At 60.1% G+C, this 26,108-nt stretch carries 19 protein-coding genes; 13 read left to right on the forward strand and 6 right to left on the reverse strand.

Annotated features, from left to right (window positions below; all coding sequences use genetic code 11):
* Positions 1–21: 21 nt before the first annotated feature.
* From bcsR to AFK63_RS19510, 9 genes are all read left to right on the forward strand, one after another.
* Positions 22–228 carry a cellulose biosynthesis protein BcsR gene (gene bcsR, locus AFK63_RS19470; protein WP_038866831.1) on the forward strand — a complete coding sequence of 69 codons (207 nt, stop codon included), beginning with the start codon at positions 22–24 and terminating at the stop codon, positions 226–228.
* Positions 225–959 (forward strand): cellulose biosynthesis protein BcsQ, encoded by a 735-nt coding sequence (gene bcsQ, locus AFK63_RS19475; protein WP_038866833.1) that lies wholly within the window; start codon positions 225–227, stop codon positions 957–959. The genes bcsR and bcsQ overlap by 4 nt, the downstream gene beginning before the upstream one ends.
* Positions 956–3,574 carry a UDP-forming cellulose synthase catalytic subunit gene (bcsA, locus tag AFK63_RS19480; protein WP_053531593.1) on the forward strand — a complete coding sequence of 873 codons (2,619 nt, stop codon included), beginning with the start codon at positions 956–958 and terminating at the stop codon, positions 3,572–3,574. Before bcsQ ends, bcsA begins: the two co-directional genes overlap by 4 nt.
* Before the next feature lie 10 nt (positions 3,575–3,584).
* Complete coding sequence (bcsB, locus tag AFK63_RS19485) at positions 3,585–6,017, forward strand: cellulose biosynthesis cyclic di-GMP-binding regulatory protein BcsB (protein WP_071882539.1); 2,433 nt, start codon at positions 3,585–3,587, stop codon at positions 6,015–6,017.
* A 6-nt stretch (positions 6,018–6,023) separates the two neighbouring features.
* On the forward strand, positions 6,024–7,139 hold the full coding sequence (bcsZ, locus tag AFK63_RS19490) for a cellulose synthase complex periplasmic endoglucanase BcsZ (protein ID WP_038866835.1): 1,116 nt from the start codon (positions 6,024–6,026) through the stop codon (positions 7,137–7,139).
* On the forward strand, positions 7,121–10,624 hold the full coding sequence (bcsC, locus tag AFK63_RS19495) for a cellulose synthase complex outer membrane protein BcsC (protein WP_038866837.1): 3,504 nt from the start codon (positions 7,121–7,123) through the stop codon (positions 10,622–10,624). Before bcsZ ends, bcsC begins: the two co-directional genes overlap by 19 nt.
* 123 nt (positions 10,625–10,747) lie before the next feature.
* Positions 10,748–12,691: a sensor domain-containing phosphodiesterase gene (locus AFK63_RS19500; protein ID WP_038866840.1), complete on the forward strand. Its 1,944-nt coding sequence runs from the start codon at positions 10,748–10,750 to the stop codon at positions 12,689–12,691.
* A 180-nt stretch (positions 12,692–12,871) separates the two neighbouring features.
* Positions 12,872–14,158: a dicarboxylate/amino acid:cation symporter gene (locus AFK63_RS19505; protein WP_038866842.1), complete on the forward strand. Its 1,287-nt coding sequence runs from the start codon at positions 12,872–12,874 to the stop codon at positions 14,156–14,158.
* Positions 14,159–14,356: 198 nt separating this feature from the next.
* The gene (locus AFK63_RS19510; protein WP_038866844.1) at positions 14,357–15,835 is read left to right on the forward strand and encodes a M16 family metallopeptidase; all 1,479 of its coding nucleotides are present in this window, start codon (positions 14,357–14,359) and stop codon (positions 15,833–15,835) included.
* A 106-nt stretch (positions 15,836–15,941) separates the two neighbouring features.
* Here the strand turns inward: AFK63_RS19510 and kdgK are convergent, their stop codons facing one another.
* The gene (gene kdgK / locus AFK63_RS19515; protein WP_038866846.1) at positions 15,942–16,874 is read right to left on the reverse strand and encodes a 2-dehydro-3-deoxygluconokinase; all 933 of its coding nucleotides are present in this window, start codon (positions 16,872–16,874) and stop codon (positions 15,942–15,944) included.
* A gap of 233 nt (positions 16,875–17,107) precedes the next feature.
* On the opposite strand from kdgK, the gene pdeH reads away from it, so the two are divergent.
* The gene (gene pdeH, locus AFK63_RS19520; RefSeq protein WP_038866848.1) at positions 17,108–17,881 is read left to right on the forward strand and encodes a cyclic-guanylate-specific phosphodiesterase; all 774 of its coding nucleotides are present in this window, start codon (positions 17,108–17,110) and stop codon (positions 17,879–17,881) included.
* A gap of 64 nt (positions 17,882–17,945) precedes the next feature.
* Positions 17,946–20,003 carry an AsmA family protein gene (locus tag AFK63_RS19525; protein ID WP_038866850.1) on the forward strand — a complete coding sequence of 686 codons (2,058 nt, stop codon included), beginning with the start codon at positions 17,946–17,948 and terminating at the stop codon, positions 20,001–20,003.
* A 253-nt stretch (positions 20,004–20,256) separates the two neighbouring features.
* On the opposite strand, the gene AFK63_RS19530 is transcribed toward AFK63_RS19525, so the two are convergent.
* The 3 genes from AFK63_RS19530 to AFK63_RS19540 form a co-directional block, all read right to left on the reverse strand.
* Positions 20,257–21,585, reverse strand: coding sequence for an MFS transporter (locus AFK63_RS19530; RefSeq protein ID WP_038866852.1), 1,329 nt, complete (start codon positions 21,583–21,585; stop codon positions 20,257–20,259).
* 274 nt (positions 21,586–21,859) lie between these two features.
* Positions 21,860–22,894: an inner membrane protein YhjD gene (gene yhjD / locus AFK63_RS19535; protein ID WP_038866854.1), complete on the reverse strand. Its 1,035-nt coding sequence runs from the start codon at positions 22,892–22,894 to the stop codon at positions 21,860–21,862.
* A gap of 52 nt (positions 22,895–22,946) precedes the next feature.
* On the reverse strand, positions 22,947–23,846 hold the full coding sequence (locus AFK63_RS19540) for a LysR family transcriptional regulator (protein WP_038866864.1): 900 nt from the start codon (positions 23,844–23,846) through the stop codon (positions 22,947–22,949).
* Positions 23,847–23,964: 118 nt separating this feature from the next.
* Here AFK63_RS19540 and AFK63_RS19545 point away from each other — a divergent pair, with 118 nt between their 5' ends.
* Complete coding sequence (locus AFK63_RS19545) at positions 23,965–24,723, forward strand: SDR family NAD(P)-dependent oxidoreductase (protein WP_038866866.1); 759 nt, start codon at positions 23,965–23,967, stop codon at positions 24,721–24,723.
* A gap of 45 nt (positions 24,724–24,768) precedes the next feature.
* Here the strand turns inward: AFK63_RS19545 and AFK63_RS19550 are convergent, their stop codons facing one another.
* The gene (locus AFK63_RS19550) at positions 24,769–25,167 is read right to left on the reverse strand and encodes a YdeI family stress tolerance OB fold protein (protein ID WP_007730710.1); all 399 of its coding nucleotides are present in this window, start codon (positions 25,165–25,167) and stop codon (positions 24,769–24,771) included.
* Positions 25,168–25,279: 112 nt separating this feature from the next.
* A complete protein-coding gene (locus AFK63_RS19555) occupies positions 25,280–25,855 on the reverse strand; it encodes a GNAT family N-acetyltransferase (protein WP_038866871.1) in 576 nt (191 codons plus the stop codon).
* Between the two features lie 33 nt (positions 25,856–25,888).
* Between AFK63_RS19555 and AFK63_RS21760 the strand changes: the two genes are divergently transcribed.
* Positions 25,889–26,068, forward strand: coding sequence for a hypothetical protein (locus tag AFK63_RS21760; protein WP_038866873.1), 180 nt, complete (start codon positions 25,889–25,891; stop codon positions 26,066–26,068).
* The last annotated feature ends 40 nt before the right edge of the window (positions 26,069–26,108 follow it).

Genomic DNA, 26,108 nt, shown 5'->3' on the forward strand with positions numbered 1-26,108 from the left:
CTCTAAGGAAAAACAGAATATATGCCTGAGAATGACGCTAAGGCCGCACGCCAGCCCGATCATGGCTATACCTTTCAGAACGATTTCGAAGCACTCAGCCGGGTGTTTTCACTTCCAGATTTCGACTACACCGACATTTCTCAACGTGAACAACTCGCGACGGCGATTGCGCGCTGGCCGCTGCTGGCGGAATTAGCGCGTCGTGATTCAGGAGCGCAAGAAGGATGACCGTTCTGGCATTACAGGGCGTGCGGGGCGGCGTGGGCACTACCTCTTTAACGGCGGCGCTCGGTTGGGCGTTGCATCAGCTCGGCGAATCGGTGCTGGTGATTGACGCCTCGCCGGACAACCTGCTGCGCCTCGCGTTTAATATCGATTTCGACCACGCCGACGGCTGGGCGCGCGCGCTGCTGGACGGCAAAGCCTGGCAGTCCACCGCCTGGCGTTACGCGCCGGGGCTGGATGTACTGCCGTATGGCTCGCTGCGTCAGGCGGAATGGGAAAACAGCGGCGCGCTGACGGCGTCGCTCGGCGTTTTCGCCAACCACCTTCAGCATCTCAAGGCGAGCGGCCACTGGCGCTGGATATTGCTCGATCTGCCGTGCGGTTTCGACGCTGTCACCCGCAGTCTGTTGCAGGTCGCCGACCGCACGCTCTGCGTGGTCCAGCCTGACGCCAACTGCCACGCGCGCCTGCATCAGCAGGCGCTGCCCAAGGGCGGCGATCTGCTGGCAAACTTTCGGTTGATTTCAAGCCAGGTGCAGAACGACATCTGGCAGCTCTGGCTGCAGACGCAGCGTAATCTGGTGCCGGTCGCGATTCACCGCGACGAGGCGATGATGGAGAGCTTCGCCGCTAAACAGCCGGTGGGCGAATACCGCCCGGATTCGCTGGTGGCGGAAGAGATAGTCACGCTGGCGAACTGGTGTCTGCTGCATTACGGGAGAGAAAGGGCATGATAAGCATCTCCGCCCTGCTGCTCGCGCCGCCGGCCCGCGCGCGGCTGCGCGAGCGTTATCTCACTTACCGCGGCAACGGCGCGCCGCCTTTCAGCGCGGCGCTGGGCTGCATGTGGCTGACGCTCGCCTGGCTGCTGCTGCCGCTGGAAAATCCGCACTGGCAGGCGATCCGCGTCCGGCACGGGCTGCTGTTTCCCCATATCAACCCCGACCGTCCGCGTCCGCTGGATATCGTGCGTTATCTGTTACAAGGGCTGTGGCTGCTGACGCTCCAGCCCTGGCGTGCCGTGGCCGCGCCGCGCTGGCGGGCGGTCTCGAAGCTTCAACTCTGGCGCGAGCGTTTTAACCTCTGGCTGGAAACGCTCCCGCAGCGTTTTAGCGATGAGACCCACCATCTTAACGAGGAGAAAGAGCTGGGCCATATCAACGAGCGCCTGCGGCGCGTCGTGCTGGGTGTGGTTATCTTTTTCTCGCTGGTGCTGGCCATTCTCTGTGTGACGCAGCCGTTTAACCCGCTGTCGCAGTTTATTTTCCTGATGCTGCTCTGGGGCGTGGCGATGCTGGTGCGCCGTCTGCCGGGCCGTTTCTCGGCGCTGATGCTGATTGTGTTGTCGCTTACCGTCTCCTGCCGCTATATCTGGTGGCGTTACACCTCCACGCTGAACTGGAACGATCCGGTAAGCCTGGTGTGCGGGCTGGTGCTGCTGGTGGCGGAAACTTACGCGTGGGTGGTGCTGGTGCTCGGCTACTTCCAGGTTATCTGGCCGCTCAACCGCCAGCCGGTGCCGCTGCCGAAAGATCTTAAAGAGTGGCCGTCGGTCGATATTTTCGTGCCGACCTATAACGAAGATCTGCACGTGGTGAAGAACACGATTTACGCCTCGCTCGGCATTGACTGGCCGAAAGATAAGCTGACTATCTGGATCCTCGACGACGGCGGCCGCGAAGAGTTTCGTCGCTTTGCTGAATCGGTAGGCGTGCAGTATGTCGCCCGCACGACGCATGAGCACGCCAAAGCGGGCAACATCAACAACGCGCTGAAGCTTGCGAAGGGCGATTTTGTCTCGATTTTCGACTGCGACCACGTGCCGACGCGCTCGTTCCTGCAAATGACGCTCGGCTGGTTCCTGAAAGACAAAAAACTCGCGATGATGCAGACGCCGCACCACTTCTTCTCACCGGACCCGTTCGAGCGCAACCTCGGGCGTTTTCGTAAAACGCCGAATGAAGGCACGCTGTTCTACGGCCTGGTGCAGGACGGCAACGACATGTGGGATGCGACCTTTTTCTGCGGCTCCTGCGCCGTGATCCGCCGTGGCCCGCTTGATGAGATCGGGGGCATCGCGGTCGAAACGGTGACCGAAGACGCCCACACCTCGCTGCGCCTGCACCGGCGCGGCTACACCTCCGCCTACATGCGTATTCCGCAGGCGGCGGGGCTTGCGACAGAAAGCCTCTCGGCGCATATCGGCCAGCGTATCCGCTGGGCGCGCGGCATGGTGCAGATTTTCCGTCTCGACAATCCGCTGTTCGGCAAAGGGCTGAAGCTTGGGCAGCGTCTGTGCTACGTCAACGCGATGCTGCACTTCCTCTCTGGCGTGCCGCGGCTTATCTTCCTGACCGCGCCGCTGGCGTTCCTGCTGCTGCATGCTTACATCATCTACGCCCCGGCGCTGATGATAGCGCTGTTCGTACTGCCGCATATGGCGCACGCGAGCCTCACCAACTCCAAAATCCAGGGCAAATACCGCCACTCGTTCTGGAGCGAAATCTACGAAACGGTACTCGCCTGGTATATTACGCGGCCCACGATGGTGGCGCTCTTCAACCCGCACAAAGGGAAGTTCAACGTCACCGCCAAAGGCGGCCTGGTGGAAGAAGAGTATGTCGACTGGGTGATTTCGCGCCCGTATCTGATGCTGGTGCTGATTAACCTGTTCGGCATCCTGGTCGGCATCTGGCGCTACTTCTACGGCCCGGCGAATGAAATGCTCACCGTGGTAGTCAGTATCGTCTGGGTCTTCTATAACCTGATTATTCTCGGCGGCGCGGTGGCGGTGTCAGTGGAGAGCAAACAGGTGCGACGCTCTCATCGCGTGGAGATGGTGATGCCAGCGGCAATCGCCCGCGAAGACGGCCATCTGTTCTCTTGTACGGTGCAGGACTACTCTGACGGTGGCCTCGGCATCAAAGTCCACGGCGGCGCGCAGCTCCTGCAGGGCCAGAAAGTGAACCTGCTGATGAACCGCGGCGCGCAGGAGTATGTCTTCCCGGCGAAAGTCGTGCGCGTCTTTGGCGATGAAGTGGGCCTGAATCTCGACGGCCTGACCACCCGCCAGCATATCGATTTCGTCCAGTGCACCTTTGCGCGCGCCGATACCTGGGCGCTCTGGCAGGACAGCTTCCCGGAAGACAAACCGCTGGAAAGCATGCTCGATATCCTCAAGCTCGGCTTCCGGGGCTATCGACACCTGGCGGAGTTCGCGCCAGCGTCATTAAAAATTGTCTTTCGCACCCTTACCACGCTGGTTTCCTGGATAGTGTCGTTTATCCCCCGTCGTCCGGAGCGGACGTCGTTGGGGGAGCGTGCGCTCCCGGTTATGGCTCAACAATGATGAATACGCGATGAAAAGAAAACTCTCCTTGATGTGCGCTGTGGCGGTAGGAATGAGCCTGTTGCCCGCAGCGTACGGTGCGCCTGAAGCCACAAACGATCCGAACGCGACCGCGGCGCCGACGGTGCCGGTCGTCGCCCCGGCAACCGAAGGCGTTATGACCGCGACGCCTGCGCGTACCGAGGCGTTAACGCCCGCCACGCCGCCTGCCGCGGGCACCGAGCCTGCGCCCGCGACGGAAGGCGCGGTGCTCGGGCAGGTCATGCCGGGCGTGCAGGGTGCCGGAGCGCCGGTGGTGCAGGACGGCGCGCCCGCGCGCGACGTCACGCTGAGTTTCGCGAGCATCGCGCCGCCGCCGGGCAGCATGGTCCTCAAAGGCACCAGCCCGAACGGCTTTGTTGAGTTCGGGATGCGCAGCGACGAAGTGATTTCGAAAGCCACGCTGAACCTGACCTACACCCCGTCGCCGTCGCTGGTGCCGGTGCAGTCGCAGCTTAAGGTCTATCTGAACGATGAATTGATGGACGTGCTGCCGGTCACCAAAGAGCAGCTCGGCAAGAAAACCACCGCCCAGGTGCCAATCGACCCGCTTTACGTCAGCGATTTCAACCGCGTGCGTCTGGAGTTTGTCGGCCACTACCGCGACGTGTGTGAAAACCAGGCCAGCAATACGCTGTGGATGGATATCGGGCGCAACAGCGCGCTGAACCTGACGTTCCAGACGCTGCAACTGCAAAATGACCTGTCGCACTTCCCGGTGCCGTTCTTTGATTCACGTGACAACCGTCCGCTGGAGCTGCCGATGGTGTTCGCCGCCTCGCCGGATCTCGTCACCCAGCAGGCGGCAAGCATTGTCTCCTCCTGGTTTGGCTCCCGCTCCGGCTGGCGCGGCCAGCGTTTCCCGGTGCTGTATAACGAGCTTCCGACGCGTCACGCCGTGGTGTTCGCCACCAACGACAAACGTCCTGATTTCCTGCGCGACCTGCCGCCCGCTAAAGGCCCGATGGTGCGCATGATGAGCCACCCGCAAAATCCGTGGGTGAAGCTGCTGGTGATTCAGGGCCGCGATGACAAAGACCTGTTGCAGGCCGCCAAAGGCATCGCGCAGGGCAGCCTGCTGTTCCGCGGCGACAGCGTCGAAGTGGGCGAGGTGAAACCGCTGCTGGCGCGTCAGCCTTACGACGCGCCGAACTGGGTGCGCACCGACCGTCCGGTCACCTTCGGCGAGCTGAAAAGCTATGAAGAGCAGTTGCAGGCGACCGGCCTTGAGCCGAACCCGATTAACCTGACGCTCAACCTGCCGCCGGATCTCTACCTGCTGCGCAGCAACGGCATTGATATGCGCCTGAGCTACCGCTATTCGGCGCCCGCCACGCGTGATAACTCGCGGATGGATATCAGCCTGAACAATCAGTTCCTGCAATCCTTCAACCTGCTGCCGAAAGACGATACCAACCGTCTGCTGCTGCGCCTGCCGCTGCTGCAGGGGTTACTGGACGGCAAGAGCGAAGTGACGCTGCCGACGCTGCGCCTCGGCGCGGCCAACCAGCTGCGCTTTGATTTTGAATACACCAACCCGCTGCCGGGCGGCACGCTGGAAAACTGCGTCACTTTCCAGACGGTGCCTAACCGTGTCGTGATAGGCGACGACTCGACGCTCGATTTCTCAAGCTATCACCACTTTATCGCGATGCCGGATCTGCGCTCCTTTGCAAATTCCGGTTTCCCGTTCAGCCGGATGGCGGATCTCGCCGATACGATTATCGTGATGCCCAAACAGCCGAACCCGGCGCAACTCACCACGCTGCTGGACACGGCGGGCACTATCGGCGCGCAGACCGGTTTCCCGGCCATTAACCTGACTATTACCGACGATGGCAGCCAGATGCAGAGTAAAGACGCTGACATTCTGGTGATCGGCACGCTGCCGGCATCGCTGAAAGATGAAAAACATGTTGATATGCTGGTGCAGGCCACCGAAAGCTGGGTAAAAACCCCGTCGCGCGACGTGACGCTCGCCGATACCGACGCCCGCGACCGCCAGCCGCTGACGCAGACTGAAGTGCGCTCTTCCGGGCCGATGGCGGCGGTCGTGGGCTTCCAGTCGCCGTACCATGATCAGCGCAGCGTCGTGGCGCTGCTGGCCGACAGCCCGCGTGGTTATGAATTGCTGAACGACGCGCTCAACGACAGCGGCAAACGCGCCGCGATGTACGGCTCGGTCGTTATTGTGCGTGAATCGGGTGTTAACAGCCTGCGCGTGGGCGATGTCTATTACGTCGGCCACCTGCCGTGGTTTGAACGCATCTGGTACGCGCTGTCGAACCACCCGATCCTGCTGGCGATTTTCGCGGCCATCAGCGTGGTGTTGCTGGCCTGGGTGTTGTGGCGTCTGCTGCGTATCCTGAGCCGCCGTCGTCTTGATCCGGGTAATCATGGGTAACGTGTTATGAAAAATCTTTGCAGATGGCTGGCGGCGGGCGTGTTGCTGGCGACGGTTTCAGCCCATGCCGCCTGTAGCTGGCCCGACTGGGATCGCTTCAAAGGCGGCTATATCAGCGAAGAAGGGCGCGTGATTGACCCCAGCGATCCGCGCAAAATCACGACGTCTGAAGGGCAGAGCTACGCGCTGTTCTTCGCGCTGGCGGCCAACGACCGCGAGGCGTTCGACAAAATTCTGCTCTGGACCGAAAACAACCTCGCCGAAGGCTCGCTCAAAAATACGCTGCCGGCCTGGCTGTGGGGCATGAAAGGGCCGGACGAATGGACGACGCTCGACACCAACTCCGCTTCGGACGCCGATTTATGGATAGCCTGGAGTTTGCTGGAGGCGGGGCGTCTGTGGAAAGAGCCGCGCTACACCGACACCGGCAAAGCGCTTCTCGACCGTATCGCCAAAGAAGAAGTCGTGACCGTGCCGAAGCTTGGCGACATGCTGCTGCCGGGCAAAGTCAGCTTCGCCGAGCCGACGCTCTGGCGCTTTAACCCGAGTTATCTGCCGCCGCAACTGGCCCGCTATTTCACCCGTTACGGCAAACCCTGGACGACGCTCCGGGAGACCAACCTGCGTCTGCTGCTGGAAACCGCCCCCGAAGGCTTTTCGCCTGACTGGGTGAGTTATGAGGCTGACAACGGCTGGCTACTCAAGCCCGCGAAGCCGCAAAAGCCGCTTATCAGCAGTTACGACGCTATCCGTGTTTACCTGTGGGTCGGCATGATGAACCCGGCGGATGAACAGCAGGCACCGCTGCTCAAACGGCTCAGCGCAATGGAAACCGCGACGCAGAAAGCGGGCCTGCCGCCGGAAAAAGCGCGCGTCATTGACGGTAAAACCCAGGGCAACGGGCCGGTGGGCTTCTCCGCCGCGCTGCTGCCGTTCCTGCAAAACCGCGATACCCAGGCGTTGCAGCGTCAGCGCGTGGTCGATAACTACCCGCAGCAGGACGCCTATTACAGCTATGTATTAACCCTGTTCGGCCAGGGATGGGATCAACACCGTTTTCGCTTCACCGTAGACGGTGAGCTACAACCCGCCTGGGGAGAGTCATGCACAAGTTCGCGTTAAGTATCACCGCGCTGACGCTCGGCGTCGCCCTCTCAGGGCAGGCGCAGGCGCAGCCGGACGCCAGGCAGCAGTTGCTCGAACAGGTGCGCCTTGGCGAATCCGCCAAACGTGACGATCTGGTGCGCCAGTCGCTCTACCGGCTGGAGCTGATAAGCCCGGACGACCCGGACGTGATCGCGGCGCGGATGCGTTATCTGCTGCGCCAGGGCGATAACACAGGCGCGCAGCAGCAGTTTGCGCGACTGGGCAAACTCGCGCCGCAATCGTCGGCATATCAACAGGCGCGCATCACCCTGGCGCTGGCCTCGCCGGAGGGGCGTCAACAGTTACAACAGGCGCGTCTGCTCGGCACCACCGGGCATACCCAGGAGGCGCTCGCGGCGTATCAAAAACTGTTTAACGGCGCGCCGCCGGACGGCGATCTGGCCGTTGAATACTGGACGCTGGTGGCGAAAGACCCGGCGCGTCGCGACGAGGCGATCCGCCAGATGCAGGCGCTGAACGCCCGCGCGCCGGGCAACGATCAGCTGCGTACCCAACTTGCGCTACAGCTCTTTTCCGCCAACCGCCAGCAGGAAGGCTTTAGCATTCTGGAGCAGATGGCGAAATCGGGCGGCGGACGCGAAACGGCGGCGGATCTCTGGTATCAGCAGATTCAGGGCATGCCCGCGAGCGATGCCAGCGTCGCCGCGCTGGAGCGCTTCTTACAGGTATTCAGCAGCGGTGAAACGGCGGATAAAGCCAAAGGGCTGCTGGCGGAGCAGCAAAGCAAGCTCGCCGACCCGGCCTATCGCGCCAGAATGCAGGGCATCGCCAAAGTGGAAGAGGGACAGGGCGCCAGCGCGGTGGCGGATCTGAGCCGCGCGGTCACCGCGAACCCGAACGACAGCGAGGCGCTTGGCGCGCTCGCGCAGGCTTATTCCCAACAGGGCAACCGCGCGCGCGCTGTGCCGCTGCTGGAGCAGGCGCTGAAACAGGACCCGAACAGCCCCAACAGCGGCCGCTGGCAGAGCCTGTTGCAGGTCAACCGCTACTGGCTGTTGATAGAGCAAGGCGACGCGGCGCTGAAAGCCAATAATCTGGCGCAGGCGCAGCAGAAATATCAGCAGGCCGCAACGGTGGACAATACCGACAGTTACGCGGTGCTGGGGCTGGGCGACGTAGCGGTGGCGCGCAAAGACGATGCGCAGGCCGAGCGCTATTACCAGAAGGCGCTGCGCATGGATAACGCCAACAGCAACGCGGTACGCGGACTGGCGAATCTTTACCGCCGCCAGTCGCCAGAGCGGGCAGATGCCTTTATCGCCACGCTCTCGGCCAGCCAGCGGCAAAGCATTGAAGATATTGAGCGCAGCCTCGCCAACGATCGCCTCGATCAGCAGGCCAGCGCGCTGGAAAGCCAGGGGCGTTTCGCTGAGGCCGCCGCGCTACAGCGCCAGCGCCTGGCGCTCGACCCGGAAAGCGTCTGGATAACCTACCGGCTGGCAAGCGATCTGGCCGCCGCCGGACAACGCCGCGATGCCGATATTCTGCTGGGGCAACTGGCCCAGCGCAGGCCGACCGACCCTGAGCAGGTCTACGCATACGGACTCTATCTTTCCGGCAGCGATCGCGAGCGCGCCGCGCTCACGCATCTCAACACGCTGCCGCGCGATAAATGGACGCCGAATATTCTCGAACTGGCGCAGCGGTTGCAAACCAATGAACTCATGGCGACCGCTAATCGCCTGCGTGACAGCGGTCAGGAGGCGCAGGCCATTGCGCTGTTGCGCCAGCAGCCCGCCTCTGACCGTATCGATTTAACGCTCGCCGACTGGGCGCAGCAGCGCGGCGATAACGCGGCGGCGCGCGCGCAATACCAGACGGTGCTGACGCGCACGCCGGGCAGCGAAGAGGCGCAGCTCGGGCTTGCCGAAACGCTGATTGCCGAAGGCGATAATGCGGCCGCGCGCGAACAGCTCGCCGCGCTGGCGACGCCTGCTGCAAACGGCGAACCGCGCTCGCCTGGCACGCTGCGACGCCTCGCCAACGCTCAGGCGGCGCTTGGCGACACGCAGCGCGCGCAACAGGCTTTCGCCGTGCTTGCCGCTACCGCCAGAACGCAGCCGCCGTCGCAGGAAACCGCGCTGGTGCTGCGTGACGCCGCGCGCTTCCAGCGCCAGAACAGTCAGCCGCAGCAGGCGTTGCAGACGTATCGCGACGCGATGGTGGCCTCGGGCATCACCCCGACGCGACCTGCCGATAACGACGCCTTCACGCGTCTCACCCGCAATGACGCCAGCGATGACTGGCTGAAGCGCAGCGTGCGCGGCGATGCGGCGGAGTTGTATCGTCAGCAGGATTTAAACGTGACGCTCCAGCATGACTACTGGGGCTCCAGCGGTACGCCGGGGTATTCGGATCTGAAAGCGAACACCACTATGTTGCAGGTGGACGCGCCGCTGCGCGACGGGCGGATGTTCCTGCGCACCGACGCGGTGAATATGAATCCGGGCAGCTTCAGCGGTGACAGCTACAGCGAAACCTGGGGCACCTGCGCCGAAACGCCTTGCTCAGGCAACGCGAAACAGCGCGCCTCCGGCGTGAGCGTGGCGGCAGGCTGGCAGAATGAGACCTGGGATGTGGATCTCGGCACCACGCCAATCGGGTTTAACGTGGTCGATGTGGTGGGCGGCGTCAGCTACAGCAGCGATCTCGGCCCGATTGGCTATACCGTTAACGCCCATCGCCGACCGATTTCCAGCTCCATGCTGGCTTTCGGCGGACAGCGTGACGCGCCGTCCAACACCGGCACCACCTGGGGCGGCGTGCGCGCGACGGGCGGCGGGGCGAGCATCAGCTACGATCGCGGCGAGGCGCATGGCGTCTGGGCCAGCCTCAACGCCGATCAGCTCACCGGTAAAAACGTCGCTGATAACTGGCGTGTCCGCTGGATGAGCGGCTATTACTACAAGCTGATTAACGAAAATAATCAGCGCCTCACCATTGGGCTCAACAACATGGTGTGGCACTATGAGAAAGATTTGAGCGGTTACTCTTTAGGCCAGGGCGGTTACTACAGCCCGCAGGAGTACGTCTCGTTCGCGGTGCCGGTGGCGTGGCGAATGCGAACCGAAAACTGGTCCTGGGAGCTTGGCGCTTCAGGTTCATGGTCGCATACGCGCACCAAAGACCAGCGCCGTTACCCGCTGTCGGGCCTGATCCCGACGCCGGTCATCAACCCGGCTAATCCGGCGTTGAACCGTTACGCCGATAAAGATGCGCAGGAAGAGGGCGACAGCAGCGCTGGCTGGGGGTATACGGCCAACGCGCTGATTGAACGGCGCATCACCGCAAACTGGTCGGTCGGCGCGGCGGTGAACATTCAGCAGGCGAAGGATTACACGCCGAGCAATTTCTCGCTGTTTATCCGCTACTCGCAGGCTGGCTGGCAGGGAGACATGGATATGCCGCCGCGGACGCTGACGCCATACGCCGACAGGTAACGAGAATAATGCCCGTTCGGCCCGGCCGCGCGGTTAAATTCCACAACAATGCAGTATACTTCCGCCCGCAATGATAATTATGAGTGATTATCATGCGGGCAGTGGCATCAGTGGAGAATCAAGTTGCGAGTCAGTCGTTCCTTAACGATTAAACAAATGGCGATGGTTTCGGCCGTTTCCGTCTTTTTTCTTTTTATTTTCAGCGTCGTTTTGCTGTTTCATTTTGTGCAATCGCACCGTTACCACACCGCCATGCAGATGGAGAGCATCGCCCGCTCAGTGCGCCAGCCGCTCTCCGCCGCGATCCTGAAGGCTAACATTCCGGAAGCGGAGTCTATCCTTCGCGACATCAAACCCGCTGGCGTGATAAGCCGCGCTGACGTGGTGTTGCCCAATCAGTTCCAGGCGTTGCGCATGCGCTTTACGCCCGAACGGCCCATTCCGGTGACGCTGGCGCGCGTTTTCGAGCTGCCGGTGCAGATAACCCTGCCGCTCTATTCGCTGGAGCGGCCCGCCAACCCGCAGCCGCTGGCGTATCTGGTGCTTCAGGCCGACTCCTGGCGCATGTATCGCTTCATTATCAACGCTATTTCGACGCTGCTGACGACGTTCCTGCTGCTGGCGCTGATCCTCTCTGTGGCAATCACCTGGTGCATTAACCGGTTGATCCTCCACCCGCTGCGGGATATCACCCGTACGCTGAATGAGCTTGACGCGCATGAGCTGGCGCATCATCAGCTCACCATTCCGCGCCTGCATCAGGATGACGAAATCGGCATGCTGGTGCGCAGCTACAACCGCAACCAGCAGGCGCTGGCGCGTCAGTTTGACGAGGCGCGCTCCAGCGCCACGCGTTTTGCGCAAACAGGCCTGCCGAACCAGGCGCTGCTGATGGCGCTGCTGGAACAAGCCGTAGCGAGCGGCGGCGCGACGGCGCTGCTGTATGTGGCCTGCGAGCCGCTGCGTGAAGCCGGGGCGCTGGCGTTGGCGCGCGTGGAAAAGCTGCGCTCGGTACTGACGCCGCGCATGGTGCTAGCGCAAATTAGCCAGGACGATTTCGCGATTATCGCCCACGGCGTGAAGACGCCGGAGCACGCGGTCACGCTGACGCAACAGCTGCTGGCCGCGCTTCACGAGCCGCTGGAGCCGCATTCCGCTGTTCACGCCGCCGCAGCCAGCATCGGCGTGGCGATGTTTGATGGCCGCCAGAACGCCTCGACGCTCTATCAGAGTGCGGTATCCGCAGCGCTCGACGCGCGGCGCAAGGGCGTGAATCAGGTGGCGTTTTTCGGCGAAAAATCAGCGAACGCGCAGGAACACGCCATGCAAAACGCGCTGTCGCGCCGCCAGTACGCGGTCTGGCTACAGCCACAGGTGGATATGCGCACCGGCGAGATTGTCGGCGCGGAGGCGCTGCTGCGCGAACGCCAGCCGGACGGCGACTGGACGCTGCCCGCCGGGCTTATTGAGAATATTGAATCAAGCGGGCTTATCGTCACCGTCGGCGACTGGGTGCTGGAAGAGGCGTGTCAGCTGCTGGCGCGCTGGCAGGCGCACGGCATCATGCTGCCGCTGTCGGTGAATGTGTCGTCGCTGCAACTGTTAAACCGCGATCTGGTGCAGACCATGCTGCAACGGCTGGCACGTTACGCCATTGCGCCTGGCACGCTGACGCTTGAGATGACGGAAAGCCAGCGCATCACGGATACCGGCGCGGCCATCGCCATGCTGCGCCCGTTGCGTGAGGCGGGCGTGCGCATCGCGCTTGATGATTTCGGCATGGGATATGCAAGCTTAAGTCAGCTACAGCAGATGAAAGCGCTGCCGGTCGACAGCCTGAAAATCGACAAAAGCTTTATTGATAATCTGCCGGATGATGACAGCGTGGTATCGGCAATCATCAATATGGCGAAAAACCTTAACCTCGATCTGGTGGCGGAAGGCATACAGAACGAGGCGCAGCGCGACTGGCTCCTGAGCGCGGGCGTAACGGTGGGCCAGGGCTTTCTGTTCGGCAAAGCGGCAACGCCGGCGGCATTTGAAGACGCCTGGCTGTCAAAACCCTAAAACCGCTGCAAAGGGTGTAAAACCGTTCAGGCTGACGCGTTTCAGCTCATAAAATTTAACATTTATGTTTCCAAAATGATGCTTCGATATATCTGACATGTTTTACGGGTGTTACTTTTAGCGCTACAGGCGGGATTTTCACACACAATTCCTGTGGTTATTACCTTCAAGGACACCCCTATGAAACTCTCTATCTTCAAAAGCCTCTATTTTCAGGTATTGACCGCGATAGCGATCGGGATATTGCTCGGTCACTTCTACCCGGAGCTGGGCGCGCAGATGAAACCGCTGGGCGACGCCTTCGTGAAGCTGATTAAAATGATTATCGCGCCGGTGATTTTCTGTACCGTCGTGACCGGCATCGCGGGTATGGAAAGCATGAAGGCGGTGGGGCGTACGGGCGCGGTCGCGCTACTCTATTTTGAAATTGTCAGTACCGTGGCGCTGATTATCGGCCTGGTTATCGTCAACCTGGTACAGCCGGGCGCCGGGATGAATGTCGACCCCGCAACGCTCGACGCTAAAGCCGTCGCAGTTTATGCCGAGCAGGCGCAGCAGCAGGGCGTCATCGCCTTTCTGATGGATGTCATCCCCTCAAGCGTTATCGGCGCGTTCGCCAGCGGCAATATTCTCCAGGTGCTGCTGTTCGCCGTGCTGTTCGGCTTCGCGCTGCACCGTCTGGGCCGCAACGGCCAGCTGATTTTCAACGTGATCGAAAGCTTTTCGCAGGTGATTTTCGGCATCATCAATATGATCATGCGTCTGGCGCCTGTCGGCGCATTCGGCGCCATGGCATTTACTATCGGTAAATATGGCGTCGGCACGCTGGTGCAGCTCGGCCAGCTCATCATCTGCTTCTACATCACCTGTATTCTGTTCGTGGTTGTCGTGCTGGGCAGCATCGCGCGGGCCACCGGCTTTAACATCTTCAAGTTCATTCGCTATATCAAAGAAGAGTTGCTGATCGTGCTCGGGACGTCGTCGTCGGAATCCGCGCTGCCGCGTATGCTCGATAAAATGGAAATGCTCGGTTGCCGTAAATCGGTGGTGGGGCTGGTTATCCCGACCGGTTACTCGTTTAACCTCGACGGCACGTCGATTTATCTGACGATGGCGGCGGTATTTATCGCTCAGGCGACTAACAGCCATATGGATATTTTCCATCAGATAACCCTGCTGGTGGTGCTGCTGCTCTCCTCGAAAGGCGCGGCGGGCGTGACGGGCAGCGGATTTATCGTGCTGGCGGCCACTATTTCGGCGGTCGGTCATCTGCCGGTGGCAGGGCTCGCGCTGATCCTCGGCATTGACCGATTTATGTCTGAAGCGCGCGCATTAACCAACCTGGTGGGCAACGGCGTGGCGACAGTGGTAGTGGCGAAGTGGGTGAAAGAGCTTGATGAAAATCAGCTGCGCGAAACGCTCAATAACAAGCATTCTGGCTCCAAAACGCAGCAAATCTCCTCCTGATCACACTCTTTAACCCGCCGCTGCTTGCTCTGGCGGCGGGTGCCTGCGCATAATTAGCGTTTATTTCCCTCTATTGCGCGACATTTCCGCATTTTTGCGGTCTAACGAAAAGTTTAAGCGCTATCTTTGGCGGCGGGCCACAGCAGCTCTTGTCGCCATTTGACTGTTTTTAACCAGGAATGTTGATCAGGGGTATACATGCAGGGCACAAGAATTCGACTTATCGCTGGCGGCATACTGATGGCGGCCGCCAGCCTCGTGCAGGCAGAACCGCTCCAGCCCGACCCGGCCTGGCAACAGGGCACGCTGAGCAATGGCTTTCAGTGGCAAATTCTTTCCACTCCGCAGCGCCCGAGCGATCGCGTTGAAATTCGCCTGACCGTTAACGCCGGGTCGCTCGCCGAAACCACCCAGCAAAGCGGCTACACCCGTTTTCTGCCGCGGCTGGCGCTGACTCAGAGCGGGAGTCTCCAGGCTGTGCAGGCGCGCTCGCTCTGGCAGCAAAGCATCGATCCCAAACGCCCGATGCCGCCGGTGGTCGTCTCTTATGACTACACGCTGTTTAACCTGAGCCTGCCGAATAACCGCAACGATCTCCTCAAAGAAGCACTGACTTATCTCTCCGATACCGCAGGCCGCGTCGCCATTACGCCGGAAAGTATCACCAAAGCGCTGCAGACGCAGGATATGGTCGCCACCTGGCCCGATACCCAGGATGGCTGGTGGCGTCATCGGCTGAAAGGCTCCACGCTGCTGGGCCATGATCCTTCAGTCGATTTGAAGCAGCCAGTGGATGCGCAGCAGCTGAAAGCGTATTACGAGAAGTGGTATACCCCGGACGCCATGACGCTTATCGTGGTCGGCAACGTCGACAGCCGCGCGGTGGCGGAGCAAATCAACAAAGCCTTCGGTGAGCTGAAAGGCAAACGCGAGACGCCAGCCCCGGTGCCGACGCTGTCGCCGCTGCGCCGTGAACCCGTCTCCATCATGACTGACAGCGTGCGCCAGGATCGCCTCTCGATTATGTGGGACAACCCGTGGCAGCCTATCCGCGAATCCGCCGCGCTGCAACGTTACTGGCGCGCAGACCTGGCGCGCGAAGCGCTGTTCTGGCACGTTCAGCAGAACTTAAGCAAAAACAACATTAAAGATATCGGCATTGGTTTTGACTGCCGCGTGCTGTTCCAGCGCGCCCAGTGCGCCATCAACCTGGAGTCGCCAAACGACAAGCTCGACAGCAACCTGGCGTTGATTGCCCGTGAGCTTGCGAACGTGCGCGAAAACGGCCTGTCGGTGGATGAGTTCAACGCGCTGATCGCCCAGAAAAAACTGGAGCTGCAAAAGCTGTTCGCGACCTATGCGCGTACCGATACCGACGTGCTCATTAACCAGCGGATGCGCTCGCTGCAAAATCAGGTGGTGGACATCGCGCCGGAGCAGTATCAGAACCTGCGCCAGAGTTTCCTCAACAACCTGACCGCCGCCGAGCTGAATCAGGATTTACGCCAGCAACTCTCGCAGGAGATGGCGCTTATCCTGCTGCAACCGAAGGGCGAAGAGGAGTACAGCGTGAAGGCGCTCAAGGAGACGTGGGATCGTATTATGACGCCCGTAACGCCGCCGCTTACGCAGGATGACGCGCGCACGGATGTCACAGACATTCCGCCCGCCCGTTAATCATTACGGTGGTGATAAAACCCGACGCCTGGCGCCGGGTTTTTTTCTGGGTGCGACAGGCAATAAAAAGCCCGGCTTGTGGGCCGGGCGCATTAACGCGTGCGGCTTACTGCGGCATCGCCTCGCGCGGGATAATCGCGCCGCGATACTGAATCACGGTGCTGGCGGTCAAATGGCCGCGTTTCGCCGCCGCTTGCGCGCTGCCGCCGGTCAGGCGTACCGCCAGATAACCGGCGCTGAACGAGTCGCCCGCCGCGGTGGTGTCGATCACCTTTTCTTTCGGCAGCTTCACTGCCGGCACTTCACAGAGCGGCTCGCCCGCCACCGCCACGAGGCACGATTCGGCACCGCGTTTAATCACCACCTCACGCACGCCCGCCGCCTGGGTGCGCGCAATCACGTCGTCGACGGGTTTTTCGCCCCACAGGGCGTCTTCGTCATCAAGCGTCAGAAAAGCGATATCGGTGCAGGCGAGCATCTGCTGATACACCTGCTGCGTCTCTTCGCGGCTCGCCCACAGGCGCGGGCGGTAATTATTGTCGAAAATCACCTTGCCGCCGTTGGCGCGGCAGGCGCGCAGCAGGCCGAGAAGCTTTTCGCGGCTCTGCGGGCTTAAAATCGCCAGGCTAATGCCGCTCAGGTAGAGATAATCAAAGCGCGCCAGCTGCGCGCAGATGGCGTCGGCCTCGTCGCTCTCCAGCCAGAAGCGGGCGGCGGCTTCGTTGCGCCAGTACCAGAAGGTGCGCTCACCGCGTTCGTCGGTTTCGATGTAGTAAAGCCCTGGCAGGCGGTTATCCATGCGCTGGATCAGATCGGTTTTCACGTTTTCGGCCTGCCAGGCGTCCAGCATCTGCTGGCTGAAGTTGTCTTTGCCAAGCGCGGTAACGTAATGCACCGAGAGCGCCTGCGGGCTCACCTGACGGGCGATATAGACCGAGGTATTTAGCGTATCGCCGCCAAAGCCGCGGTTTACCTGCGTGCCCTTTTCCGACAGTTCAATCATGCATTCGCCAATCACGGCAATCTTTTGCTCTGACATAGTGACTCACCTGAAAACGAGAAGATGGGCGTTAGTGTGTGCCGCCGCGATCGCGCAGTCAAACGTTTTAAAACGCTGTTCCAGTATTTTTTGAGCTACCCCAGAATTCCCGACAAAAAGCGTTATTCCTTATAACCCTGCGGGTCGGACAACTGTGCATAAAGTTCTCAACCGTAGCGCCGATAATTCCAGGACGAGTCCCGGTAAGCCATCACATAACAGGACCAATTACCATGAATTTAAAACAGGTCACTCACCGGCTGGCGCTGCCGTCGGCGAGTGTCGAAAGCCTGCATGAGCGGCGCTACTGGCTGCAGTGCGAGCGAACCTATACTTATCAGCCGATCTACAGAACCGACGGGCGACTGCTGGCGGTGGAGCTGCTGACCATTGTCACGCACCCGAGCGAGCCGACGCGCCGCATCGCGCCAGACCGCTATTTCGCCGGCCTGCCGGTACGCTATCGTGTGGAAGTCATTGAAGAGCAGTTGCAGGTGCTCTGCGCGCGCGCGCCGTTTTTTACGGAAAATAATATTCTGGCGTCCGTTAATGTCGACGGCCCGACGCTGATGGCGATGCGCGACATGCCGCAGATCCGCGCCATGACCGAAGCGCTGCCGTGGGTGCGCTTTGAGCTGGTGGAGCATATCAGCCTGCCGCAAAACTCGACGTTCGCGAGCTTCTGCGAATTCGGCCCGCTATGGCTGGACGATTTCGGCACCGGCATGGCGAACTTCTCCGCGCTGAGCGAAGTGCGCTATGACTACATTAAAGTGGCGCGCGATCTTTTCATCATGCTGCGTCAGAGCGCCGAAGGCCGCACGCTGTTTACAATGCTTCTGCAACTGATGAACCGCTACTGCGAAGGCGTGATCGTCGAAGGCGTGGAAACGCTCGAAGAGTGGCAGGATGTGCAGCAGTCGCCTGCGCTGGCCGCGCAAGGCTATTTTCTCTCGCGCCCTGTGCCCTTCGAAACGCTGGAAACGGTAATACTCAGACTCTCCTGATGAGCTTTGCGCTGTCGTGCACTATCTTTAGTGAAGGCAGGCATCATCAGGACGAGGTGTGAGGATGACAAAAACAACCAAAATAATCAGCGTGGTAGCAGGGGTTTTCTTGTTGCTGGTCGTTGTCGCTATCATCATTATCGCGACGTTTGACTGGAATCGGCTTAAGCCGACCATCAACCAGAAGGTCTCCACGGAGCTAAACCGCCCCTTTGCCATACGTGGCGATCTGGGCGTGGTATGGGAGCGAAACAAAGAAGAGCCCGGCTGGCGAAGCTGGGTGCCCTGGCCGCATGTGCATGCTGAAGATGTCGTACTCGGCAACCCGCCCGATATTCCGCAGGTAACCATGATTCACCTGCCGCGCGTGGAGGCGACCCTGGCCCCGCTGGCGCTGCTCACCAAAACCGTTTATCTCCCGTGGATTAAATTTCAGAAGCCGGACGCGCAACTGATTCGTCTGTCGGAAAAAACCAATAACTGGACGTTCGACATGAAGCAGAGCGACGGCGAGGAGACGCAGCAGCCGTCTGCCTGGTCGTTCCGGCTCGACAATATTCTGTTCGATCAGGGCCGGTTGCGGGTGGACGATAAGGTCAGCCGCGCCGATGTGGAAATTCTTATCGATCCGCTCGGTAAGCCGCTGCCCTTTAACGAAGTGACCGGCGAGAAAGAGAAAAAAGACGGCGATAAGGTCGGCGATTATGTGTTCGGGCTGAAGGCGCGCGGCACATATAACGATCAGCCGCTGCGCGGCAGTGGGAAAATCGGCGGAATGCTGGCGCTGAAAAGCGAAGGCACGCCGTTCCCGGTGCAGGCGGATCTGCGCTCCGGCGATACCCGCGTGGCGTTTGTCGGCACGGTTAACGACCCGATGAATATGGGCGGCGTCGATCTACAGCTCAAATTCGCCGGCGATTCGCTGGGCGATCTCTACGAGCTGACCGGCGTACTGCTGCCGGATACCCCGCCGTTTGAAACTGATGGCCGCCTTGTCGCGAAAATCGACAGCGAAAAAGGCTCGGTCTATGACTATCGCGGCTTTAACGGGCGGATCGGCGAGAGCGACATCCACGGCTCGCTGACCTACAGCCAGCGTAAACCGCGCCCGAAACTGGAAGGGGATCTGGAGTCGCGGCAGTTGCGGCTTGCCGACCTTGGCCCGCTGATTGGCGTCGATTCCGGCGCGGGCGCGCAGAAGAGCAAAAACGCCGAGCAGAAAAAAGGCGAAAAACCGGCGCAGCCCGGCGACAAAGTTCTGCCGCATGACACTTTTGAGACCAACAAATGGGACGTGATGGATGCGGACGTGCGCTTTAAAGGGCGTCGTATTGAGCACAGCACGCGCCTGCCGATTAGCGATCTCACCACCCATATCCTGCTCACCAACGGCGATTTACGCCTCAGGCCGCTGAAATTCGGCATGGCGGGCGGGACGATTGACGCCAATATTCACCTCGACGGCGATAAACAGCCGATGCAGGGCGCGGCGGATATTCAGGCGCGCCGACTGAAGCTGAAAGAGCTGATGCCGAACGTAGAGCTGATGCAGCGCACGCTCGGTGAACTCAACGGCGACGCGAAGCTGCGCGGCACCGGTAACTCTGTCGCGTCGCTGCTCGGCACCAGCGACGGCAACCTGAAGATCCTGATGAATGACGGGCTTATCAGCCGCAACCTGATGGAAATTCTGGGCCTGAACGTGGGTAACTTTATCGTCGGGCAGATTTTCGGCGACGACGAAGTGCGGGTGAACTGCGCGGCGGCGAACCTGAACCTGACTAACGGCGTGGCGCGCCCGGAAATTTTCGCCTTTGATACCGAAAACGCGCTGATTAACATCACCGGCACCACCAGTTTCGCTGATGAGCGGCTGGATCTGACCATCAATCCGGAAAGTAAAGGAGTGCGCATCGTGACGCTGCGCTCGCCGCTCTATGTGCGCGGTACCTTTAAGGAGCCGGATTATGGCGTGAAGCCAGGGCCGTTGATTGCGCGTGGGGCGGTTGCCGCCGCGCTCGCAACGCTCGTGACGCCTGCCGCAGCGCTGCTGGCGCTGATTTCGCCATCCGAGGGCAGCGAGAACCAGTGCAGCGCTATCCTGGGGCAGATGAAGCAATAAGGGGCTCCAGTATCGTCGTAAAAAGCGGGTGCCCGTGAACGAAAACCCCGTCGGTGTCGTGTTCGACGGGGTTTCGTTTTCTGGGAATGAGACGTGCGCAAGGCCGGTGGCGTGGTTTAAGCGCATGTCGTTTAAGCATGTGGCAGGCCCCGGCCTTTTCACGCCGTTGACACACCTGCCATCCAGCCTCCGCTTCCCGCCATAAACAAAAAAGGCCGCCCGGGGGCCGCCTTTTCGTTAATACGTGGGGGAATTACAGCGACTGATCGCGTGTCTCTTTGGTCGCGATCAGCGCAATCAGCGTCAGCGCCGCCATCGCCGCGAGATAAATCCCCACGTAAAGCAGCCCGTAATTCGCCTGCAACCAGGTAGCGATATACGGCGCTACGGACGCGCCAAGAATCGACGACACGTTGTAGGAGAACGACGCGCCGGTGTAGCGCACTTCGGTCGGGAACAGCTCCGGCAGCAGCGCGCCCATCGGGCCGAACGTCAGCCCCATCAGGCTCAGGCCGATCAGCAGATACGCCATCACCATTGTCTGGCTGCCCGAGCCCAGCAGCGGCGGGAACACAAACAGTGCAAACAGCAGGATCAGCGTCGTAATCGTAATCATGCTCTTACGACGACCGAAGCGGTCCGCCAGCAGGCCCGCGACCGGCACCATCAGGCCGAAGCCGATCACCGCCATCATCAGCATCCACAGCACGTCATTACGCGGAAAACCGAGGCCGCCCTGCGCCGCAGGCGTGGTGCTAAAGGTCATCGAATAGACCGTCATGATGTAAAACAGCGTATAGGTGGCGAGCATAATGAACGTGCCGAGAACGGTTACGCGCACATGTTTCGTCAGCAGCGTGCCGAGCGGCACTTTCACCTGTTTCTTCGCTTTGGCGATTTTGGCAAACACCGGCGTCTCATGCAGCGACACGCGGACATACAGGCCAATCAGCACCAGCACAGCGGAGAAGATAAATGGCACGCGCCAGCCCCAGCTCATAAACTGCTCGTCGGTCAGCAGCCAGGAGAGCAGCAGGAAGGTGCCGTTGGCAAAGAAGAAGCCGATGGGCGCGCCAAGCTGCGGAAAGGAGCCATACAGCGCGCGTTTGTGCGCGGGCGCGTTTTCTGTTGCGAGCAGCGCCGCGCCGCCCCATTCTCCGCCGAGGCCCAGCCCCTGGCCGAAGCGCGCCAGCGCCAGCAGCAGCGGCGCCATAATGCCGATAGACGCATAACCCGGCAGCAGACCGATCAATACCGTAGAAATCCCCATCGTCAGCAGCGAGGCGACGAGCGTCACCTTGCGGCCCACGCGATCGCCGAAATGGCCGAATACCGCCGAGCCGATAGGGCGCGCCACGAAGGCGATAGCGAATGTCGCCAGCGACTGGAGCGTCGCGGCGGTCGGGTCACCCTGCGGGAAGAAAATGTGCGGGAACACAATCACCGCCGCGGTGGCGTAAATGTAGAAATCAAAAAACTCAATGGCGGTGCCGATGAGCGAGGCGATGACGACCTTACTGCGCGAGTTAACGGGCGCGGCGTCTTGTTCGTTGTCGATGGGGGTTGCGATGGATGCTTGCATAGAATTTTCTTATTTTAGTACCGTCGAAACCCCATATTAGCCACAGCAAAAACGACATTTCAATTCAACGCGCCCTGTAAAAGCGAACAAAAAATAGCCAAAAAGCGGATAGTGTTAACGCCAGCTAATTATCTTCTATGAAATGCTTCACAGATTTTCATATTTAGATGATAAAACTGGTTTTAGGTTAAAGAAAAGTTACGCACTGGATTTTTATTCTGAAAGGGAGGCGGCGGGCTGAAAAAATGCGTTTTTCTCAGCCCGCGCGGCAAGGTTACGCAGGGTTTTTACCCGGCATTTCCGGGTCGTCTTTATACTGCGCGGTGGCAATCCAGGCGGAGCAGAACAGCGTCAGGCGCGCGAAGAAATAGAAGAAGGCCATCAGTCCCAGCACCGAGCCGAATGCCGCGCCGGACGGCGAGGTCACCAGCGACGGCAGGGTATACGTCATGATGATTTTGATAACCTCAAAGCCGATGGCGGCGATCACGGTGCCGCGCAGCAGCGCTTTTTTACGCGGGCGATGGCGCGGCAGACGCCAGAAGATCCAGAAGAAAAGCAGATAGTTGGCGCAGAAGGAAACGGCGAGGCCAATCAGGTGCCAGACGGGCTTCAGCCAGCCGATAGCGTCCAGATGTAGCAGTCGAATAATGGTCTCCTGCGCCGAGCCCGCCACGGACGTAATCGCCATGGTGATGATGAGCGCCACCAGCAGGCCAATCAGAGAAATAAAATCGCGCAGGTACTTCAGCCACCACTTCTCTTTTTCATCATCCGCGCCGCGCTCCCAGTCGTCACGGAACTGCGCGCGGATAGCCTCGCGCAGATAGCCCATCCAGTTCACGCCGGAATAGAGCGCCACGCCGAACCCGACGATCCCGACCGTGGTGCGCTGTTCCACGGCGGCGTTAATGCTGCTGCTGAGCGTTTTGGCAAGCGTCGGATCGCTCACGCTCTGCAGGATTTTATTAAAAATGTCCTGTAGCAGCGTCGGGTGCGAAGCGAGCACAAAGCCTGCGACCGCGAACGACACCATCAGTACCGGGATCATTGATAAGAACGAAAAGTAAGTGATAGCGGCGCCGAACTGATTACCCATGCGCTCGTTAAAACGCTCGAAGGCGCGGATCAGGTGGGCGATTGCCGGTCGGCGCTCTACCTGCTCCACTTTTTCTTTCACCGTGCCGATCACGCCCTCTGCGGGTTTGTCGTCGGTTTTCTTCTCATCCGGGCGGGTATCCAGCTGTGGGACAGGCTGATACTTTAAATCTTCGGTCGGACGTTTTGCGGGCTGCTCCGGCGTGGTCATTAGCGTTGATTCCTTTTGTTTTTTACAACTTGCTTCCAAGTATAGCCCGCCGCTAGTCAACGTAGCTTTTCATCACCGACGCCAGCCACTCCATAAACAGATGCACGCGACGCGACAGATGCCGGCGGTGCGGGTAAATAAGCGAGACCGGCATCGGCGCGGCGCGATACTGCGGCAGCACTTCCACCAGTCTGCCGCTGCGCAGCGCCTCGCGTACGCCAATGCGCGGCACCTGAATAATGCCCAGCCCGGCAAAGCAGGCGGCCTGATACGTTTCCGTGCTGTTCACCGTCAGCACGCCGCCGGTTTGTATCCACTCACTTGCGCTCTCATGCCCGATTTCAAAGCCCAAAGGCCGCGAGCCAAGCGTCGGCGTGTAGTGCACCATCGCGTGCGAGGCGAGGTCGTCGAGCGATTCCGGGCAGCCGAAGCGCGCCAGATAATCCGGGCTCGCGCAGTTTACCTGGCTCAGTTTGCCAAGCGGTCGCGCCACCAGCCCGGAATCCTTCAGCTGACCGACGCGCACTACGCAGTCAAACCCTTCGCGAACCACATCCACCAGCCGGTCGCTGCTGCCCAGTTCCAGCGCGATGCCGGGATAGTGATGAAGAAACTCCGGCAGGCGCGGTATCACAACGTTTTGCGCCACCGCAACCGGCATGTCGACCCGCAGCCGCCCGCTGACGCTCGCCGGGTCGTGCAGGAACAGGCCGTCGAGTTCATCAAGGTTGGCGAGCAGATCGCGTGCGCGTTCGTAATAGACCTGACCATCCTGGGTGAGATGCACCCGTCGCGTGGTGCGGTGCAGCAGGCGCGTGCCGAGCGCGTTCTCCAGCGCCTGAACCTGTCGTGAGACGCTGCCTTTCGGCAGGCTCAGGGTCTCGGCGGCGCGGGTAAAACTCTCCAGCTCCGCCACGCGCACGAATAAACGCATTGCGTGAATTTTATCCATTGTTTGAGCTCATTGTTGTTTTTAATGGAACAGTGAAGCGTACCTGGCGCTCTTTATCGTTCTTGTAGCAGCTAATAAGCTTTTACTCAACGACCACCCAGACCCTGAAGAGGTATTTATGACGCAACGTATCGCAATCATCACAGGCGGCAGCCGCGGACTCGGTAAAAACGCAGCGCTGAAGCTCGCAGAGCGTGGAATTGGTGTTCTTCTGACGTACCAGCATCGGCGTGAAGACGCCGACGCGGTGGTGCGTGAAATTGAGCAAAAAGGCGGGAAGGCGGCGGCTCTGGCGCTGAACGTCGCCGATAGTACGACCTTTACGGATTTTGTAGCGCAGGTCAAAACGCAGCTGCAAGAGACCTGGCAGCGCGACAGCTTTGATTATTTAATCAACAACGCAGGCGTTGGCATTTATGCGCCATTCAGCGAGTTTAGCGAGGCGCAGTTCGACGAGTTAGTGAACATTCACTTCAAAGGGCCGTTCTTTCTGACCCAGCAGCTGTTGCCGCTGATTAACGACGGCGGGCGCATCCTGAATGTCTCCAGCGGGCTGACGCGCTTCGCACTGCCGGGCTACTCGGCTTATGCGGCGATGAAAGGCGCAATGGAAGTGCTGACGCGCTATCAGGCTAAAGAGCTTGGCAGCCGCAAGATTGCGGTGAATATCATTGCTCCGGGCGCGATTGAAACCGACTTCGGCGGGGGCCGGGTGCGCGATAACGAAGAGCTTAACCGCTTTATCGCGTCGCAGACGGCGCTGGGACGCGTGGGCCTGCCGGATGATATCGGCGCGGCGATGGCGGCGATTGTCAGCGATGAACTCGGCTGGGCGAACGCACAGCGCATCGAGGTTTCTGGCGGGATGTTCCTGTAAAACAATGGCCTTGCCCGGTGCGACCGGGCAAGGTATTCAGACGGGTTACTCTTTCTGGAAATGGCTCACACGAATGCGGTACGGCTTTTGTTTCTTATCGAGCGTGCCGCTGATGCCGACCAGCTCATCCGGGCTCACGTCTTTGCCCTGAAAAACCGCATGCGGGATCATGACATCAATATCGCCGCCTTTATCGCGGAACTGATAGAGATCGTCGCCTTTTTTCTTGATCAGATAACCGCGCAGCGTCACGGTTCCGCCGTCGTGCATCTCTTTGGCCTGCTTCACGTCTATAGAACGGGCGTCCGTGATGCCGCGATAGCCATCTTTTAGCTGGTGCGGCGGTGGCGGCGCTTCGTCATTTTTGAAACCGCCTTTCTCTTCGGCCAGCGCAGGCAGCGTTAATAACGCGGAAAGCGTTGCGATAATCACTGTTTTTTTCATACGTCTCCCTGTGTCGTTTCAGGTGAATGTCTTTTAAGCCTGGCACAAGGAAGCGAAAACGTCTTTCAGCGAAAGCCGCGTGTGAGGGGGTTAAAGGGCGCGCCCTGCGCCCTTAGCCCTGCGGGTTGTGGTAGTTATCATCCCGCGCCAGCAGGCCGAACAGCCAGTCGTCGTGCCAGCGCCCGCCGAGATAATAGCTCTCACGTAGCGTGCCTTCCTGAATAAACCCGGCTTTCTCCAGCGTTTTCTTCGAGGCGATATTGCCGCCGGTGACGGTCGCAACCAGCCGGCGCAGGCCGCATTCTTTAAAGGCTAAGCGGCAAATAGCGCGCAACGACTCATAACCGTAGCCGCGCCCCTGAAAGGCGCTGCTGAGCAGAAACCCTACTTCCGCGATACCGTCGCCGCGCATGACAAACCCCGTCACGCCCACGGGCAGGCCGCTGCGCGTTTCGCGGATAAGCAGACAGAGCCAGTGAGCGCTCAGCGGCGTCCAGGGCGGCAGACGTGCGGCGAAATCCTGCATCCTCTGCGCGTCAGTGCGCGGGTCGGCGACAAAACGCATCACGGCGTCGTCGCGTTGCAGGCTTAAAAAGAAGGGCCAGTCGTCGGGCGTAATGGGCCGGTAACTCAGACTGGCGGACCCGAAGGTCAACAGAGCGTCGTTAAAAGGCGTCTCGGGTGGCATACAATCTCCGTCGCGTGAACAGGCAGAACAGTCTTGCCCGAAAAACGCGCCGCTGTCATCCGGCGCGCGCTTTCCCCGCTAATTCAGGCAGGGCGCGGCGATTTTTTACGCAAAAATCGCGCTGTCACTTTTTTTCCGGCTATTTTCAGTTATGTTGTTTCACTGCCTGTCAGCGCAGACAAAAAATTCAGAAATAACAATATACTTAAGTGAAATTTCGCCCGTCCCGTTCGTGATAATTGCGGGGCGTTGA

It is taken from the genome of Cronobacter muytjensii ATCC 51329 (assembly GCF_001277195.1).
Taxonomy (GTDB): Bacteria; Pseudomonadota; Gammaproteobacteria; order Enterobacterales; family Enterobacteriaceae; genus Cronobacter; species Cronobacter muytjensii.

Excerpts from the sequence above, each read along its gene's own strand:
- bcsR (WP_038866831.1), top strand. The coding sequence starts at position 22 with ATGCCTGAGAATGACGCTAAGGCCGCACGCCAGCCCGATCATGGCTAT.
- bcsQ (WP_038866833.1), top strand. The coding sequence starts at position 225 with ATGACCGTTCTGGCATTACAGGGCGTGCGGGGCGGCGTGGGCACTACC.
- bcsA (WP_053531593.1), top strand. The coding sequence starts at position 956 with ATGATAAGCATCTCCGCCCTGCTGCTCGCGCCGCCGGCCCGCGCGCGG.
- bcsB (WP_071882539.1), top strand. The coding sequence starts at position 3,585 with ATGAAAAGAAAACTCTCCTTGATGTGCGCTGTGGCGGTAGGAATGAGC.
- bcsZ (WP_038866835.1), top strand. The coding sequence starts at position 6,024 with ATGAAAAATCTTTGCAGATGGCTGGCGGCGGGCGTGTTGCTGGCGACG.
- bcsC (WP_038866837.1), top strand. The coding sequence starts at position 7,121 with ATGCACAAGTTCGCGTTAAGTATCACCGCGCTGACGCTCGGCGTCGCC.
- AFK63_RS19505 (WP_038866842.1), top strand. The coding sequence starts at position 12,872 with ATGAAACTCTCTATCTTCAAAAGCCTCTATTTTCAGGTATTGACCGCG.
- AFK63_RS19510 (WP_038866844.1), top strand. The coding sequence starts at position 14,357 with ATGCAGGGCACAAGAATTCGACTTATCGCTGGCGGCATACTGATGGCG.
- kdgK (WP_038866846.1), bottom strand. The coding sequence starts at position 16,874 with ATGTCAGAGCAAAAGATTGCCGTGATTGGCGAATGCATGATTGAACTG.
- pdeH (WP_038866848.1), top strand. The coding sequence starts at position 17,108 with ATGAATTTAAAACAGGTCACTCACCGGCTGGCGCTGCCGTCGGCGAGT.
- AFK63_RS19525 (WP_038866850.1), top strand. The coding sequence starts at position 17,946 with ATGACAAAAACAACCAAAATAATCAGCGTGGTAGCAGGGGTTTTCTTG.
- AFK63_RS19530 (WP_038866852.1), bottom strand. The coding sequence starts at position 21,585 with ATGCAAGCATCCATCGCAACCCCCATCGACAACGAACAAGACGCCGCG.
- yhjD (WP_038866854.1), bottom strand. The coding sequence starts at position 22,894 with ATGACCACGCCGGAGCAGCCCGCAAAACGTCCGACCGAAGATTTAAAG.
- AFK63_RS19540 (WP_038866864.1), bottom strand. The coding sequence starts at position 23,846 with ATGGATAAAATTCACGCAATGCGTTTATTCGTGCGCGTGGCGGAGCTG.
- AFK63_RS19545 (WP_038866866.1), top strand. The coding sequence starts at position 23,965 with ATGACGCAACGTATCGCAATCATCACAGGCGGCAGCCGCGGACTCGGT.
- AFK63_RS19550 (WP_007730710.1), bottom strand. The coding sequence starts at position 25,167 with ATGAAAAAAACAGTGATTATCGCAACGCTTTCCGCGTTATTAACGCTG.
- AFK63_RS19555 (WP_038866871.1), bottom strand. The coding sequence starts at position 25,855 with ATGCCACCCGAGACGCCTTTTAACGACGCTCTGTTGACCTTCGGGTCC.